Source organism: Streptomyces sp. NPDC002935 (genome assembly GCF_040611295.1).
GTDB lineage: Bacteria > Actinomycetota > Actinomycetes > Streptomycetales > Streptomycetaceae > Streptomyces.
Genome location: NZ_JBEXNW010000003.1, coordinates 341,491 through 357,093, shown reverse-complemented (window position 1 = coordinate 357,093; position 15,603 = coordinate 341,491). Strand labels below are relative to the sequence as shown.

At 70.3% G+C, this 15,603-nt stretch carries 13 protein-coding genes; 9 read left to right on the top strand and 4 right to left on the bottom strand.

Annotated features, from left to right (window positions below; all coding sequences use genetic code 11):
- Positions 1–69 precede the first annotated feature (69 nt).
- The 3 genes from ABZX90_RS05610 (at position 70) to ABZX90_RS05600 (ending at position 4,872) form a co-directional block, all read left to right on the top strand.
- Complete coding sequence (locus tag ABZX90_RS05610; RefSeq protein ID WP_351133498.1) at positions 70–621, top strand: gluconokinase; 552 nt, start codon at positions 70–72, stop codon at positions 619–621.
- Positions 622–1,304: 683 nt separating this feature from the next.
- Positions 1,305–3,557: an RICIN domain-containing protein gene (locus tag ABZX90_RS05605; protein ID WP_355201685.1), complete on the top strand. Its 2,253-nt coding sequence runs from the start codon at positions 1,305–1,307 to the stop codon at positions 3,555–3,557.
- A gap of 22 nt (positions 3,558–3,579) precedes the next feature.
- Entirely contained in the window at positions 3,580–4,872 is a 1,293-nt protein-coding gene (locus tag ABZX90_RS05600) for a ThuA domain-containing protein (RefSeq protein WP_355201683.1), read from the top strand.
- Between the two features lie 87 nt (positions 4,873–4,959).
- Here ABZX90_RS05600 and ABZX90_RS05595 read toward each other — a convergent pair whose 3' ends face one another.
- Together ABZX90_RS05595 and ABZX90_RS05590 are read right to left on the bottom strand one after the other, a co-directional pair.
- Positions 4,960–5,793, bottom strand: coding sequence for a DUF1206 domain-containing protein (locus ABZX90_RS05595; RefSeq protein WP_355201681.1), 834 nt, complete (start codon positions 5,791–5,793; stop codon positions 4,960–4,962).
- The gene (locus ABZX90_RS05590; RefSeq protein WP_351133487.1) at positions 5,790–6,188 is read right to left on the bottom strand and encodes a hypothetical protein; all 399 of its coding nucleotides are present in this window, start codon (positions 6,186–6,188) and stop codon (positions 5,790–5,792) included. Before ABZX90_RS05590 ends, ABZX90_RS05595 begins: the two co-directional genes overlap by 4 nt.
- 191 nt (positions 6,189–6,379) lie before the next feature.
- Between ABZX90_RS05590 and ABZX90_RS05585 the strand changes: the two genes are divergently transcribed.
- The 6 genes from ABZX90_RS05585 (at position 6,380) to ABZX90_RS05560 (ending at position 12,474) form a co-directional block, all read left to right on the top strand.
- Positions 6,380–7,303: a MurR/RpiR family transcriptional regulator gene (locus ABZX90_RS05585; RefSeq protein ID WP_351133523.1), complete on the top strand. Its 924-nt coding sequence runs from the start codon at positions 6,380–6,382 to the stop codon at positions 7,301–7,303.
- A gap of 419 nt (positions 7,304–7,722) precedes the next feature.
- Entirely contained in the window at positions 7,723–8,106 is a 384-nt protein-coding gene (locus ABZX90_RS05580; RefSeq protein WP_351133485.1) for a hypothetical protein, read from the top strand.
- A 50-nt stretch (positions 8,107–8,156) separates the two neighbouring features.
- The gene (locus tag ABZX90_RS05575) at positions 8,157–9,050 is read left to right on the top strand and encodes an MBL fold metallo-hydrolase (RefSeq protein WP_351133483.1); all 894 of its coding nucleotides are present in this window, start codon (positions 8,157–8,159) and stop codon (positions 9,048–9,050) included.
- A gap of 115 nt (positions 9,051–9,165) precedes the next feature.
- Positions 9,166–9,438 (top strand): YkvA family protein, encoded by a 273-nt coding sequence (locus ABZX90_RS05570; protein WP_351133481.1) that lies wholly within the window; start codon positions 9,166–9,168, stop codon positions 9,436–9,438.
- A 233-nt stretch (positions 9,439–9,671) separates the two neighbouring features.
- Positions 9,672–10,976, top strand: coding sequence for a CAP domain-containing protein (locus ABZX90_RS05565; RefSeq protein ID WP_355201782.1), 1,305 nt, complete (start codon positions 9,672–9,674; stop codon positions 10,974–10,976).
- Between the two features lie 226 nt (positions 10,977–11,202).
- A complete protein-coding gene (locus ABZX90_RS05560) occupies positions 11,203–12,474 on the top strand; it encodes a serine hydrolase domain-containing protein (protein WP_355201678.1) in 1,272 nt (423 codons plus the stop codon).
- 37 nt (positions 12,475–12,511) lie between these two features.
- On the opposite strand, the gene ABZX90_RS05555 is transcribed toward ABZX90_RS05560, so the two are convergent.
- The gene (locus ABZX90_RS05555) at positions 12,512–14,857 is read right to left on the bottom strand and encodes a glycosyl hydrolase family 65 protein (RefSeq protein ID WP_355201676.1); all 2,346 of its coding nucleotides are present in this window, start codon (positions 14,855–14,857) and stop codon (positions 12,512–12,514) included.
- Positions 14,854–15,594, bottom strand: a complete 741-nt coding sequence (locus tag ABZX90_RS05550) for a beta-phosphoglucomutase family hydrolase (protein WP_351133475.1) — start codon at positions 15,592–15,594, stop codon at positions 14,854–14,856. Before ABZX90_RS05550 ends, ABZX90_RS05555 begins: the two co-directional genes overlap by 4 nt.
- Positions 15,595–15,603 lie beyond the last annotated feature (9 nt).

The window sequence follows — 15,603 nt, the reverse complement described above, 5'->3', positions numbered from 1 at the left end:
CCCGGCCCTCCCCCCAGGATTCCGGCGAGGGCCCGCCCACGTCCTGCCGGCCGATCCAGGAGGAGCCGCATGTCATCACCCGGGACCGCACCGACGATCGTGGTCGTCATGGGCGTCTCGGCGTCCGGCAAGACCACCTTCGGGAAGAGGCTCGCCCAGCATCTCAACGTGCCCTTCGTGGAGGGCGACGACTTCCACACACCGCGGAACATCGCCAGGATGAGCGCGGGCCGACCGCTCGACGACGTCGACCGCGAACCGTGGCTGCACACGCTCGCGAACTGGATCCGCGACGCGACCCGGTCCCGGCGGAGCGCGGTCGTCTCCTGCTCGGCCCTCAAACTCACCTACCGGGAACTGCTCCGTGCGGCCGGGCCCGGCGTGTGGTTCGTGCATCTGGACCTGGACCGCGAGACCGCCCGTCGCCGCATCGCGCACCGGACCGGTCACTTCATGCCGGAGGAACTGCTCGAGTCCCAGTACGAATCGCTCCAGCCGCTGCTCGACGACGAACCGGGGCTGACGGTCGACGCGGCGGTCGACACCGAGACGACCCTGGACCGGGTGCAGACCGCCCTGGACCGCTTCGAATCCGATCGCCGGGGCACGACCAGCGACTAGCACCGGACGGCCACACGGCACCCGGCACTCGGCCCGGCGCCCGGTGCACCGCCGCAGAACGCGCACGGCGCCCCGGAAGTGCTCCGGGGCGCTGTTCCGCGGCAGCCGCTTCCCTTGCCGCGGGACACGAACCGGCGGTGCCGGTCGGCGCGGTGGCCGGTGGATTCGCTGTGTGTCCACCACAGGAGTCACCGGCCCGGAACCAGAGTGCCCTGAGAGTCGGGTGGGGCGGGTGTGGTTTGCCGCCATGTCACCGCCTTGTAAGGAACCACACACCCGGCGCTCCTTCGCAACAAGGCGCTAAGGGCCACCTTTCAGCCGATGCACGGCATGTGACTCACCGTTCAAGAAGTGGACCGCGCATGACCGGGGATGACCGGGGACGAAGGGCGCACGCCTGCATGATCCCGACGTGGTCGCACGGCCTACTGGTGGCAACAACCCCTGCGCCGCAGGGTTTCTGGACGCCATGCCGATGAACACCCCTGCTACTGAGGCGAGTTCAGGAGCAACCGGCCTACTGGACGTTCAACTCCTTGTGCTGCCAGCCGATTTCAAAGGGTTCTTCGTTTCAAGTCTTGACGACTTTGGTGCAGACCTTTAGGTTCACCGATCACTACAACTCCATGAATGCATTCGCCGTTCACGGACATGAACCCCCCACTAGTGCAGGAGTGTCCCCCATGTCCAGATTCCCCCTGTCCAGATCCGGGAGAGAGTCCGGTCGTCATCGAACGACGAGGTTGCTGACGGTGACCGCGCTCGTGGCGACAACCGTGTCGGGCCTGACCATCGCCTCGCCGAACGACGCCACCGCCGCCCCGAAGGACGCGGTCGCGCAGGCCGCCGCGGTACCGACCGGCTGGGCCACCGTCGTCAACGTTGGCAACGGCAAGTGCGTCGACGCGCGCGCCGCCGGAACGGCGAACGGCACGGCGGTCCAGCAGTACGCCTGCAACAGCAGCCAGGCCCAGCAGTGGCAGTTCGCGGCCACGTCGAGCGGCTACTCCCAGGTCGACAACCGGGCCGACGCCACCAAGGCCTGGGACATCACCGACGTCTCGACCGCGGACAACGCGCTGGTACAGCTGTGGGCGTACGGCGGCGGCACCAACCAGCAGTGGCAGGCCGTGGCGGAGACCAGCGGCGCCTTCCACTTCGTGAACCGCAACAGCGGCAAGTGCCTCGATGTGCCGAGCGCCTCCACCGCCGACAGCGTGCAGCTCCAGCAGTACACCTGCAACGGCACGGCGGCCCAGTCCTTCTATGTCAACGCGGTGGACACACAACAGCCGCCCGGTACACCGGACCTGGGTCCGAACGTCACCGTCTTCGACCCGTCGACGCCGGCCGCCACCATCCAGAGCAGCCTCGACTCGGCCTTCTCCCAGCAGGAGACCAACCAGTTCGGCACGGCCCGCAAGGCCTTCCTCTTCAAGCCCGGCACCTACAGCGCCAACGCGAACGTCGGCTTCTACACCCAGGTCGCGGGTCTTGGCCTGTCCCCCGACGACGTCACGATCCGGGGCGCGGTGCACACCGAGGCCGACTGGTTCCAGGGCAACGCGACCCAGAACTTCTGGCGTTCGGCGGAGAACCTGTCGGTGACTCCCACCTCCGGCTCGGACCGCTGGGCGGTGTCGCAGGCGGCGCCGTACCGGCGGATGCATCTGCGCGGCAACCTGGCGCTGGACGACGGCGGCTGGTCCAGCGGCGGCTACATGGCCGACACGAAGATCGACGGACAGGTCAACTCCGGTTCGCAGCAGCAGTGGCTGTCGCGGAACACCGAGTGGTCGAACTGGACCGGCTCCAACTGGAACATGGTGTTCGTCGGCGCGAAGAACGCTCCCGCGAACAGCTTCCCGAGCCCGCCCTACACGACGGTGGACCAGACACCGGTCTCCCGCGAGAAGCCATTCCTGTACGTCGACGCGGCGGGCGCCTGGAAGGTGTTCGTTCCGTCCGTGCGCACCAACTCCAGTGGCACCAGCTGGAGTTCGGGCACTCCCGCGGGAGCGTCCCTGCCGCTCTCGGACTTCTTCATCGTGAAGCCGGGCGCGACGGCGGCGCAGCTGAACGACGCGCTGGCCCAGGGCAAGAACCTGCTGGTGACGCCCGGTGTGTACCACTTGGACCAGACGCTCAAGGTGACCCGGGCCGACACCGTGGTGCTCGGCCTCGGCCTCGCCACCCTCGTCCCCGACAACGGCATCACCGCGATGACGGTCGCCGACGTGAACGGCGTCCAGCTCGCCGGGCTGCTGATCGACGCGGGCACCACCAACTCCGCGCAGCTGCTGGAGATGGGGCCGAGCGGCTCCTCCGCCGACCACAGTGCCGACCCGAGCTCCCTGCACGATGTGTTCTTCCGCATCGGCGGCGCGGGCGTCGGCAAGGCCACCACCAGTCTGACCATCAACAGCGACGACGTCATCGGCGACCACCTGTGGCTGTGGCGCGCGGACCACGGCAGCGGGGTCGGCTGGACCAGCAACACCGCCGACACCGGGCTCGTCGTGAACGGCGACGACGTGACGATGTACGGGCTGTTCGTGGAGCACTACCAGAAGTACCAGACCATCTGGAACGGCAACGGCGGCCGCACGTACTTCTACCAGAACGAGATGCCGTACGACCCGCCCAACCAGGCGGCGTGGATGAACGGTTCGACGCAGGGCTACGCCGCCTACAAGGTCGCGGCCTCCGTGACGAGCCATCAGGTGTACGGCTTCGGCAGCTACTGCTACTTCAACGTCAACTCCGCCGTCGCCGCCGAGCGCGCCATCGAGGCGCCCAACAACGCGAACGTGCGCTTCAGGGACATGGTGACGGTCTCGCTGGGCGGCACGGGCACCATCCGGCACGTCGTCAACGACCGGGGCGGGCCGTCCAACTCCTCGACCAATGTCGCCAACCTCGTCAGCCACCCCTGACGTGTACGGGAAGGAGAGTCGGATGCGCATCAGCGAGTCCGGTCCTGCGCGCGGTGTCCTGCGGGTTCTCGTCCTGCTGGCGACCCTGCTCGGACTGGCGGCACCGCCCGCCGCGCACGCGAGCACGACGGCGGCGCCTTTCAAGGTGCTCGCCCTCTACAACGGCACCTGGGACGCCGCCCACATCAGTTTCGTCCACGAGGCCAACGACTGGTTCCCGAAGCAGGCGGCGGCGAACGGCTTCACCTACACGGCCAGCAACAACTGGGACCTGCTCAGCAACGGCGGCGTGAACGCGTACCAAGTCGTGCTGTTCCTCGACGATCTGCCGCAGACCGCGGCCCAACGCGCCGGTTTCGAGCAGTACATGCGCGGGGGCGGTGGCTGGCTCGGCTTCCACGTCTCGGCCTTCACCACCGAGGCGCAGAGCTGGCCGTGGTACCACAACCAGTTCCTGGGCAGCGGCAACTTCAGGTCCAACACATGGGGGCCCACCACGGCCGTCCTGAAGGTGGAGGACCGGGCTCACCCCTCCACCGCGAACCTGCCCGCGACCTTCACCTCGTCGGTCAGCGAGTGGTACAGCTGGTCCAACGACCTGCGGCAGAACCCGGACATCAGGATTCTCGCCTCGATCGACCCGAGCAGCTTCCCCCTGGGCACGGACCCCAACCAGACCTGGTACAGCGGCTACTACCCGATTCTGTGGACCAACACGAAGTACCGGATGCTGTACGCGAACTTCGGTCACAACGCGATGGACTACGCGACGAACACCACGCTGTCGTCGACGTTCGCCAGTGCGACACAGAACCGGTTCCTGCTGGACGGGCTCAAGTGGCTCGGTGGGGCGGACACGTCGGTGCCACCGGCGGATCCGATCTCCGAGACCACCTGGTACTCGCTGGCCAACTCCGGCAACGGCACCTGCGTGGACGCCCGTTCGGCCGGCACGGCGAACGGGACCGCGATCCAGCAGTACGCGTGCAACGGCACGCAGGCGCAGCAGTTCCAGTTCCGCTCGACGGACAGCGGCTACACGCGGATCACCCTCCGTCCGAATCCGCAGCAGGTCGTCGATGTGACCGACCGCTCGACGGCCGACAACGCGCCGTTGCAGCTGTGGAGTTGGTCGAGCGGCCAGAACCAGCAGTGGCAGCCGGTCAAGGAGAGCAGCGGGCGCTATCACTTCACCGCCCGGCACAGCGGCAAGTGTCTGAGCGCGGCGGGTTCCGCGACGAACAGCGTGCAGCTCACCCAGCGCGCCTGTGACGGCTCGGCCACGCAGAGCTTCGCCCTGACCGCGCAGCCCTGACCGGTCGATGCACGAGGGTGCCCCCGTCGCGTGCTCGCGGCGGGGGCACGCTCGTGTCGTCGGTCGGATACGAGGACCCGCAGGGCGTCATACCCTGCGCCAGCGTGCCATCGCGAAGGAGAAGAGCCCGAACAGGACCAGCCCCACGGCGACGCAGACCAGCAGCCACGGCCCCATCGGGGTTCCGGCGAACGACCGCAGCGTGTCGTCCATCCCCTTGGCCTTGTCGGGTTCGTAGTCGACGGCGGCCCGGACCGCGAAGGCGCCAGCCGCGGTGAACACCGCGCCGCGCGCGGCCCCGCCGCCCACCCCCGCCGTGTCGACGGCCCCGAGGATCCGTCGCGACATCTCGCCGAGCTTCAGATGCTTGTGGTACTTCCGCATGACTGCCCGTACGGCGATCCAGACGCCCGCCACGACCAGCCCCACGCCGACGGCGCCGACGATCCACTGGCCACCGGGCACGCCGAGCGCCTTGGCCGTGACATCGCGGGACTGCTTGTCGCTCGAACCGCTGCCTCGCGAACCGGCGGCGAAGGAGAGCACGGAGTAGGCGACGAACCCGTAGAAGACGCAACGCGCCGCCGACATCAGGCGCTTGCCCGCCGCGCCGCCGTCCTCCCCGGCGGCCCCGAACAGAGCCTCGGACAGCCGCCACAGCGCCATGCCGACGAGCCCGGCGCCAAGGGCCCACAGAAGGGCGGCGCCGAACGGCTTCGAGGCGATCTCCTGCAGGGCGCCGCCCCGGTCCGCCTGCCGCCCGCTGTCGCCGAAGGCGATGCGCAGCGCCAGTACCCCGACCAGGGCATAGATCACCCCGCGCGCGACCAGCCCCGCCCGGGCGGCTCCTTCCCGCGCCGAGCCGGCCGCCGCGCGGCGGGCTCCGATCTCTCCGTTACGGGCCAGCGCCCCGGCGTTCACCCGGAACGCGTCTCGTGCGCCGTACTCGAATCCAGCCGCAGCTTCATCTGAACCTCCTGGTCACCTGCCTCCGTGCCCAACTCGTGCACGGTGAAGACCGCACCGAGGGCCTCCCGCAGACGCTGCGTAGCGCGGGGGCCACCCTGCGCCTCCACCGTCGGTTGCCCCGAAAGTTCCAGGACAGGCCCGGCATCGCCTCCCCGGTCACCGGCCGTGTCGATCATCGCGGTCCACACCGTCGGCCGGCCGCCGGCGGACTCGTGCGGCTCGTCCGCGCCCTCCCGGTCCGCGGTGAAGCGGCCGGACAGGACGGCGAGCACGCTCTTGGCATCGGCCGCGGAGCAGTCGCCGAGCATCACGTGAACCGTTGACGCGGGCAGTTGTTGCACGCTCATGAAAACCCTCTCCCTCGCGTCGCCGAACAGGCACGCGCACCCGCGAACGAGCACGTCGTCCTACCTATACGAGTACCCCGCGACCACGCGCGAAACAAGGACCGCACACATTGCTTGCGCAGATACCCGCCCAGGTCAAAGCGGTCCGTGAGCTATGTTGAGTTCTCGTGGGACATCAAGCAGGCGCACCGGTGCCATCGCCGCAGCAGGCACGCGCACAGGCATCCGCGATCACCTCGGGAAAGACGGCTCCCGAGGCGGGCGTGGCACCCACGTCCCAGCTCAGGGAACTGTTCGACGGCCCCAGGCTCTCCCCGGGCCAGCGACGCATCGCCCAGTACCTGATCGAGCACATCACCGAGGCGGCGTTCCTGTCGATCACCGACCTCGCGGAGCGGGTGGGCGTGAGCCAGCCCTCCGTGACCCGCTTCGCGGCGGCGGTGGGGTTCAGCGGTTACCCGGCGTTGCGGGAGCGGCTCCAGGCCATCGCGCTCAGCACCCTGGGCAGCACACCGGGAACCCCCGCCGAGCTCACGAGCAACGAGCTCCAGGCCGCGGTGGACGCCGAGATCGAGAACCTGGAGAACCTGCGGCGGGACTTCGCCGATCCCGACCAGGTCATCCGGGTCGGCCGGGCGCTGTCGACGTCGGCACCGCTGACGGTCCTCGGCCTGCGGATCTCCGTCTCGCTGGCCGAGTACTTCGCGTACGCCGCCCGCCGTATCCACCCGGACGTCCGGCTGGTGACGCGCGGCGGCTCGGTCGCCTACGACGCGCTGCTCCAGTCGCGCGAGGCCGGCGGCACCTGGGTCCTGGCCTTCGGGATGCCCCGGCACGCCCAGGAGACGCTCACGGCCATGCGGGTCGCGCGGAGCGCGGGACTCCAGGTGGCCCTGATCACCGACCTCGGGCTCGGCCCGCTGGCCGACGAGGCCGACGTCACCTTCGCCACCGGCACCGGCTCCCGGCTCGTCTTCGACTCCTACGCGGCCCCCGTGGTGCTGTCGGCGGCGCTCCTCCAGGCCATGACCGACGCCGATCCGGAGCGCACGCAGGCGCGCCTGGAGGAGTACGAGCAGGTCGCCGAGCAGCACCAGTTCTTCCTGAAGGACTGACCCGGCACCACCCGGAGGACGAGCCCCACGGCGGCACGGGCCTCCTCGCGGAACCCGCCGAGCCCCCTCCCGACACCCACGGATCCCCTCCGCGACACCTGCCGAGCCCCTCCGCGACACCCGCCGAGCTGCTCTCCCGTACCGGCTGTCACCACGGCATCACGGGATCATTCACATCAAAGCGCGCATGAATGTTTTCATGCCCTTGCGCTTCCGGCGGTATATATAAATACTTCTTTCGGATCGTGACCCGGAGGCCTCCAGGTCACTACCCATGACCACCCGGGGCCGTCCGCTCCTACCCGCATCGGGTCCCGGGTGTTCGAGCGGGTCTCGCCTGCGAGACCCGTGGTGGCGGCCCCGGTCATCCCCTATGCCGGGGCCGCCCCAGAGTCCCCCGCCGACGTAACCCGGAAGCGATGAACATGGCCCTGACGTATTCACCGATCAGCACAGACTGGCCGTGCCAGGTCAAGACCCCCGGCAGCTTCGACTGGGAGCGATCGGCGGTGAAATGGCTGCGCGAGCTGGTGCCGAGCCGCTACGCGAGCTACCCCGTCCTGCACAAGCACCCGGTCCTCCTCGCCCGCCACGCGCACCTCCAGGTGCAACAGGAGATACGAGTGGCCCGCACGGCACTGCAGACCGCCCGCTCCGAGCTGCCCGGCCTCGGCCTGCACGAGGGCGTCATCGAGCACACCATCAAGCTGTACGCTGCCGAGCTCATGCAGCTCCAGCACATAGCCCGGAGCATCCGCTCGGTGTCCCAGGCGCTGGTGGAGCACGCCCCTGCGCGAAACTGAGGTCCCGGACCCGGCCGCGGTCCGGTGGGACCGAGTCCGAGGGAGACCGCGTGGACACTCAGAGGCAGCAGACCGACGGCGCCCGTGGAAGCGACGATTCCGCACCTGTCGCACCTCTCGACGTGCGGTGGATCCACGGCTCGCCCTCGGCCAAGCACAACACGGACCCCGACATCCAGGTCCACGCCTATGACGAGCACACGGTGATCCTTCGCCAGAACATGGCGATCGACTACGAAGCGCCCTTCATGTTCCTGCTGTTCGGCACGGCGCGGGCCGTCCTGATCGACACCGGCGCCACGGCCTCCCCCGACCACTTCCCGCTGCGTCGCGTCGTCGACGAGCTGATGGAGTCGTGGCTGGCCGGGCATCCCCGGGACGACTACGGGCTGCTCGTGCTGCACACCCATCCGCACGGCGACCACATCGCGGGGGACGGCCAGTTCACCGGCCGCCCCGGCACCGAGGTCGTGGACGCGGCCCTCGACAGCGCCTGGACCTTCTTCGGGTTCCGTGACGACCCCGACGCCGTCGCCCGGGTCGATCTCGGCGGCCGGGTGCTGGAATGTCTGGCCACGCCGGGCCACCACGAGGCCGCGGTGACGTTCTTCGACCCCTGGACCGGGTTCCTCCTCACGGGCGACACGGTCTACCCCGGGCGCCTCTACGTCGACGACTGGCCGGCCTTCACCCGCACCGTCGACCGCCTGATCGACTTCTGTACACGACGCCCCGTCACGCACGTACTCGGCTGCCACATCGAGATGACCCGGGAACCGGGGCGGGACTACCCCGTGCGCACCACCTATCAGCCCGACGAGCCGCCTCTGCAGATGACGACGGATCAGCTGCTGGACCTCCGCCGGGCGACCGAGTCGGCCGGACTGCGACCCGGTCGGCATGTCTTCGACGACTTCGTCATCTGCCGCCGCGACACCCCCTAGGCCGGACGACCCACCGACCTGGTCCGCGCGCGAATGGCCGAACCGGGGCGGTAGCCGGGGCACGAGCGGGCACACGGAAGGGAGGCACACTCCGACGAGAGCACTGGACGGACGCATGGATTCGACCTCATGGACCGTGGTCATCGTCGTCGCCGCGCTCCTCGCGGCCGCCGCGCTCGCGGGCGCGCTGGTGCTCCTGCTCCGCCTCGTACGCACCCGCCGTGATCTGCGGCAGGCCGGACTGCCGACCGGACCGCGCTGGGTGTTCTGGGGCGCCATCGCCTATCTGGTGCTGCCGACCGACCTGCTGCCCGACCCCGTCTACCTGGACGACATCGGCGTCATGCTGCTCGCACTGCGCTCGCTGCGCGCCGCCGCACCCCGTTAGTCGCCGCCTTCCGTCAGTCACCGCGCCTCCGTCCCGTGCTCCGGCGGCTTTCGCGCCGCGTTCCGCGGCTGGATATTTTGTGCGGCACCCACCTGTGCGGCACCCGCACCGGTCCGCAGTCCACCGCCGGTCACGGGAACCCTCGGGCGCGGGCTGCCCGTTGACCCTCCGACGGCCCGTGCTGTGCTCCCATGGCGCGACCGGCACGGATCACCACATCGACGGGCGGCGGCATGAACGAGCTGGTTCCCGGGGGCAACACACCCCTGCCGGACGGCGTCCTGACCCTCAGGGTGCCGGGCCCCTTCGACGTGTCCGCGCTGATCACCGACGACGGCGGCAAGGTGCGCGGCGACGGCGACTTCGTGTTCTTCAACCAGCCGGCGGCGCCCGGCGCCCGTCTCGACGGCGACCGCCTCACCATCGATCCGGCGCGGCTGAGGCCCGGAGCAGGCCGCGTCACCGTCGTCGTCAGCGCCGCCGACCCCGCCACTCCCCTGGGCCGACTGCCCTCCCCCACTGTCCAGGTCACCTCGTCGGACGGCCGCGCCCTCGCCCGGTTCACCCCGCCCCGACCGCAGCGGGAGACGGTGCTTCTGCTCGCCGAGCTGTACCGGCGCGGTGCGGCCTGGAAGCTCCGTGCCCTCGGCCAGGGGTACGCGGACGGGCTGGCGGGCGTCGCGCGGGATTTCGGGGTCGATGTCATCGAGGACACCGCGCCCTCGGGTGCGACGGCGAGCGCGACACCGGCCGGCGGGCCCGACCCCGATGGATTCCTGGCGCCGGTGAACTCCGCGCGCGCTGCCGCCGGTTCCCCTCCCGTCCGTCTCGACGCCCGGCTGACGGCGGCGGCACGGGACCACGCCGGCGCGATGGCGGCCCGGGGCCGGCTCGCCTCGGAGAGCCCGGACGGCGTTTCGGTGTACCAGCGGGTCACCTCGACCGGTTACAGCTATCTGACCATCGGCGAGCATCTGGTCTCCGGCCCGCGCACCCCGCACGAGTTCGTCGAGTACTGCCTCTCCGCCGAGCAGTCCCGGCGCACCCTGTGCGATCCCGCCTTCGACCAGGCGGGGCTGGCGGCCGTCCCCGACGCCCGCTCGGGCGACCTGTACTGGACGGCCCTGTGGGCCCGGCCGTTCAGCCCGGCGGGCCTGGAGCGGACCGCGCACGAGGTCATCGCGCTCACCAACGCCGAGCGGGCCTCGGCCGGCCTGCCGCCTGTCGCCGCCGACGCCCCGCTCACCGTCGCGGCCCAGGCCCACAGCGCCGACATGGTGGCCCGCGACTTCTACGCGCACACCTCCCCCGACGGCGGCCGGCCTTGGGACCGGGCCGCCGCCGCGGGCTCCACCCGCCGCACCATCGGCGAGAACATCGCCTGCGGGCAGCGCTCCCCCGCCGAGGTGGTCCGCGGCTGGATGAACAGTCCCGGCCACCGCGCCAACATCCTCAAGCGCGATTTCACCCACATAGGCATCGGCCTCGCCGGCGGTGGCCGCGCGGGTACGTACTGGACGCAGCTCTTCGGCGGCTGATCCCTCGTCACCCGCTGCCCACGGCCACGCGTGGCCGTCGACACGAGCTGCCCGCCGCGGCGCCTTTCCGCCAATTCACCGATTCCCCTTCACCGTTTCCGCTTCATCCCCGGGCAATGCAACCCGTGCGCCCTCGGAGCGCGTACAGATGGTGCCGACGTCCGCATCCGCGGCGCGGTCCCCGCCGGCAGTCCAACCGGCAGAAGGCACTCGGGAGAAGAATCAGATGGTCTCAGGAACGGTGGGCACGGGCACGGCGCTGGGCGCGGTGGTGGTCTCCCTGCTGGCGGCCCCGGCACAGGCCGCGCCGTCGGCGGACACGCACGGTGCCGACACCCGACAGGTCGCGGCCACGGCCGCCGCCGCGCCCGACGACGCGGGCCTGCGCGCGATCCTGCGTATGGCGCGGACGCAGGGAGCGCCGGGCGCGATGGCGAGAATCGACGACAACGGCACGGTGCACCGGCTGGTCGAGGGAGTCGCCGACCGGGCCACCGGACGGACCATCAGCACGAACGACCGGTTCCGCGTCGGCAGCATCACCAAGACCTTCTCCGCCGTGGTGCTGCTCCAACTGGTCGACGAGGGCAAGCTGAAGCTCGACAAGTCGGTCAACAGCTATCTGCCGGGCCTGCTCCCCGACGACAGGATCACCGTGCGGCACGTACTGAACCACCGCAGTGGTCTGTACGACTACACCAACGACATGTTCGCCCGGACGGTCCCCGGCTTCGAAGCCGTTCGCAACAAGGTGTTCAGCTACTGGGACCTGGTGAAGCTGTCGCTGAAGAAGCCGCGCACCAACGCACCGGGGGCCGCCTACTCCTACTCGAACACCAACTTCGTCGTCGCCGGCATGCTGATCGAGAAGCTCACCGGGCACGGTGTGGGTGCGGAGTACCAGAAGCGCGTCTTCACCCCACTGCACCTCACCGAGACCTTCTACGTCCACCCCGGCACCGCGATCCCGGGCCGCCACGCCAACGGCTATCTCAGGCCCGACACGGCGGGCGCGGCTCTGGTGGACTCCACCAAGCAGACCGCCTCCTGGGCCCAGAGCGCGGGCGCCATCATCTCCACCGCGCACGACCTGGACGTCTTCACCTCCGCGCTGCTGCGCGGCAAGCTCATGTCCGCCGCGCAGCTGACCCAGATGAAGAAGTGGACGCAGGTCAACAGCAACACGGCCTACGGCCTAGGGCTGCGCCGCCGCGATCTCTCGTGCGGGATCTCCGTCTACGGCCACACGGGCACCGTGCAGGGCTACTACTCGTATGCCTTCACCACGAAGGACGGCAAGCGCAGCCTCACCGCGCTGGCCAACACCTCCAACAACACCACGGTGCTCAACACCATGTACCGCACCCTGGAGTCGGCGTTCTGCGGCAAGCCCGCGGCCAGGGCAGCCACCGCCAAGGCCGCCGCACGGGCCGCCACACCCGGCGCGGCGCCCATGGAGCGCCACGAGGACATCGCGCCCGGCGTCACCCGCGACTGACGCACTCCTGACACGCCGGCTGCTTCCCCGCTGCGTCTCAGCCCTGAGGATTCGGCCGCCGGTGCGGCGGCTGGTCCGGGGCGGGGCGCAGCCTCGGCGCCGGGATGGGCAGGCTGTGGGGTTTGTCGGCGTCGACGGTGAAGGGCTCGCGGTAGTGGTGGATCTCCAGGGGGTCGCCGGTCGCGAGCGTGTACGTGGCCTCGTCCTGCTGGATCTCCACGCGCAGCCGGCGGCCGAGGAGTTCCAGGGAGAAGGCGAGGCGGCTGAAGCGTTCCGGCAGCCGGGGCGCGAACTCCAGGGTGTCGCCGTGGTGCCGCAGACCGCCGAACCCCGCGACCAGGACCATCCAGGTCCCGGCGAGCGAGGCGATGTGCAGGCCGTCGCGGGTGTTGTGCTCCAGGTCCTCCAGATCCATCAGCGCGGCCTCGACCAGATAGTCGTAGGCGAGGCCCGGATGGCCTGTCTCGGCGGCGATCACGGCCTGGCAGCAGGCCGACAGCGAGGAGTCCCGGACGGTGAGGGGCTCGTAGTAGGCGAAGTTGCGGGCTTTGTGCTCCTCGTCGAAGTAGGGGCTGCACTTATACATGGCGAGCACCAGGTCGGCCTGCTTGACGACCTGCTTGCGGTAGATGTCGAAGTAGGGGAAGTGCAGCATCAAGGGGTACTGGTCGGGGCGGGTGGCGGCGAAGTCCCAGCGCTGGTTGCGGGTGAACCCGGCATGCTGCTCGTGGACGCCGAGTTCGTGGTTGTAGGGGATGTGCATGGCGTCGGCGGCGTCGCGCCAGGCCGCGCTCTCCTCCTCGTCGACGCCGAGTTCCGCGGCCCGCCGGGGGTGCCGCTCGACGGCGTCCACGGCGGCCACGAGGTTCGCGCGGGCCATCAGGTTGGTGTACGTGTTGTCGTCGGCGACGGCGCTGTACTCGTCGGGCCCCGTCACCCCGTCGATGTGGAAGTTCCCCTGGTGGTCGTGGTGTCCGAGCGAGCGCCACAGCCGTGCCGTCTCGGTCAGCAGCTCGACCCCGGTGTCGCGTTCGAAGTGTGTGTCGCCGGTGGCGGCGGTGTAGCGGACGACGGCGTCGGCGATGTCGGCGTTCACATGGAACGCGGCGGTGCCGGCCGGCCAGTACGCCGATCCCTCCGAGCCCGCTATGGTCCGCCAGGGAAACGCGGCGCCCCGCAGCCCGAGTTGGGCCGCCCGCTCGCGTGCGGCCGGGAGGGTGTTCTGGCGCCAGCGCAGCGCCTCGGCGACGGCACCGGGCGAGGTGTAGGTGAGGAGCGGCAGGACGAAGGTCTCGGTGTCCCAGAAGGCGTGGCCGTCGTATCCGGAGCCGGTCAGGCCCTTGGCGGGGATGGCGCGCTGTTCGGCGCGGGCGCCGGCCTGCAGGACGTGGAAGAGGGCGAAGCGGACGGCCTGCTGGATCTCCTCGTCGCCTCCCACCTCGACGTCGGCGCGGGCCCAGAAGTCGTCGAGATAGGTGCGCTGTTCGTCGACGAGCTGCTGCCAGCCGCCGTGCCGGGCGGCGGCGAGCGCCGCGTCGACCTGGTCGCGCAGTGCGGGCAGGGAACGGTTGCCCGACCAGCCGTAGGAGACGAGTTTCTCCAGGCGCAGCGTCTGGCCCGGCTCCAGTACGGAGGTCACCGTGAGGCGGGCGACGTCGTCGCTGCTCTCGCTGGTCATGGTGGTCCGGTCTGGTCCCCCGACCGCGTGGTCGGCGGCCGCGGCGACCCGCAGCGCGCTGTTCCGGGTGCGGTGCACGAGCCGCAGCCGGCGGCCCGCCGCGAAGTGCTCCTCCGCCTGCAGCGGCGACTCCAGCGCGATCGCCGCCCGTGGATCGGCGGTGCGGCCGGGCAACTGCTCGTTGGCCACCAGCTCCGACTGGACGACCACCCGGGTCCGGCTGTCCACCGGCTCCACCTCGTAGGCGACGGCCGCGATGGCCCGCTGGGTGAAGGAGACGAGCCGGGTGGAGCGCACCCGGACCGTGGAGCCGGCCGGTGAGGTCCATTCGCAGGTGCGGGTGAGCAGCCCGGTGCGCAGGTCGAGGACGCGCTCATGGGAACGCAGTCGTCCGTAGCGCAGGTCGAACGGCTCGTCGTCCACGAGGAGCCGGACGATCTTGCCGTTGGTGACGTTGATGACCGTCTGCCCGGACTCCGGATAGCCGTAGCCCGCCTCGGCGTAGGGCAGCGGATGCACTTCGTGGACGCCTCCCAGGTAGGAGCCGGGCAGGCCGTGGGGTTCGCCCTCGTCGAGGTTGCCGCGCCAGCCGACGTGCCCGTTGGCGAGGGCGAACACGGACTCGCTCTGCGGCAGCAGTCCGAGGTGCAGCTCGCTCTCGCGCAGGGTCCAGGGCTCGACTCCGTACGACGTGTGGGTGATCACGCGCGCTCCCCGAGTTCCGCCAGATCCCGTACGACGATGTCGGCGCCGTGGGCGCGCAGCGCGGCGCCCTGTCCGACGCGGTCCACTCCGACGACGTACCTGAAGTGGCCCGAACGGCCCGCGTCCATGCCGGCCAGCGCGTCCTCGAAGACGGCCGCCTCGGACGGCGCGACCCCGAGGTCCTTCGCCGCGGCCAGGAAGGTGTCGGGGCGCGGCTTGCCCGGCAGCCGCCGTTCGGTGGCGACGACCCCGTCGATCCGCACGTCGAAGAGGGACTCCGCCCCCACCGAGCGCAGGATGTCGCGGCAGTTGGCGCTGGAGGAGACGACCGCGGTGCGCAGGCCGTGCGCGCGGACGGCCTCGATGTAGCGCAGCGAGCCGTCGTAGGCCTCGACCCCGTCCGTGCGGATCATGGCGAGGAGCAGCTCGTTCTTGCGGTTGCCCAGACCGTGGACGGTGCTGCGGTCCGGTGGGTCGTCGGGTGTTCCTTCGGGGAGTTCGATGCCGCGCGAGGCGAGGAAGGAACGGACGCCGTCGGCGCGTGGCAGCCCGTCCACGTACGCGGCGTAGTCGTCGGCGTCGTCGAAGGGACGGAATCCGGCGCCGTCGCGCCCGCGCAGGAAGTCGTCGAACGTCCGCTTCCAGGCGGCCGCGTGGATCACGGCGGTCTTGGTGATGACCCCGTCGAGGTCGAAGAGGCAGGCCAGGATCTCTTTCGGCAGGCCGAGCTCAGTCATACAAGCAGT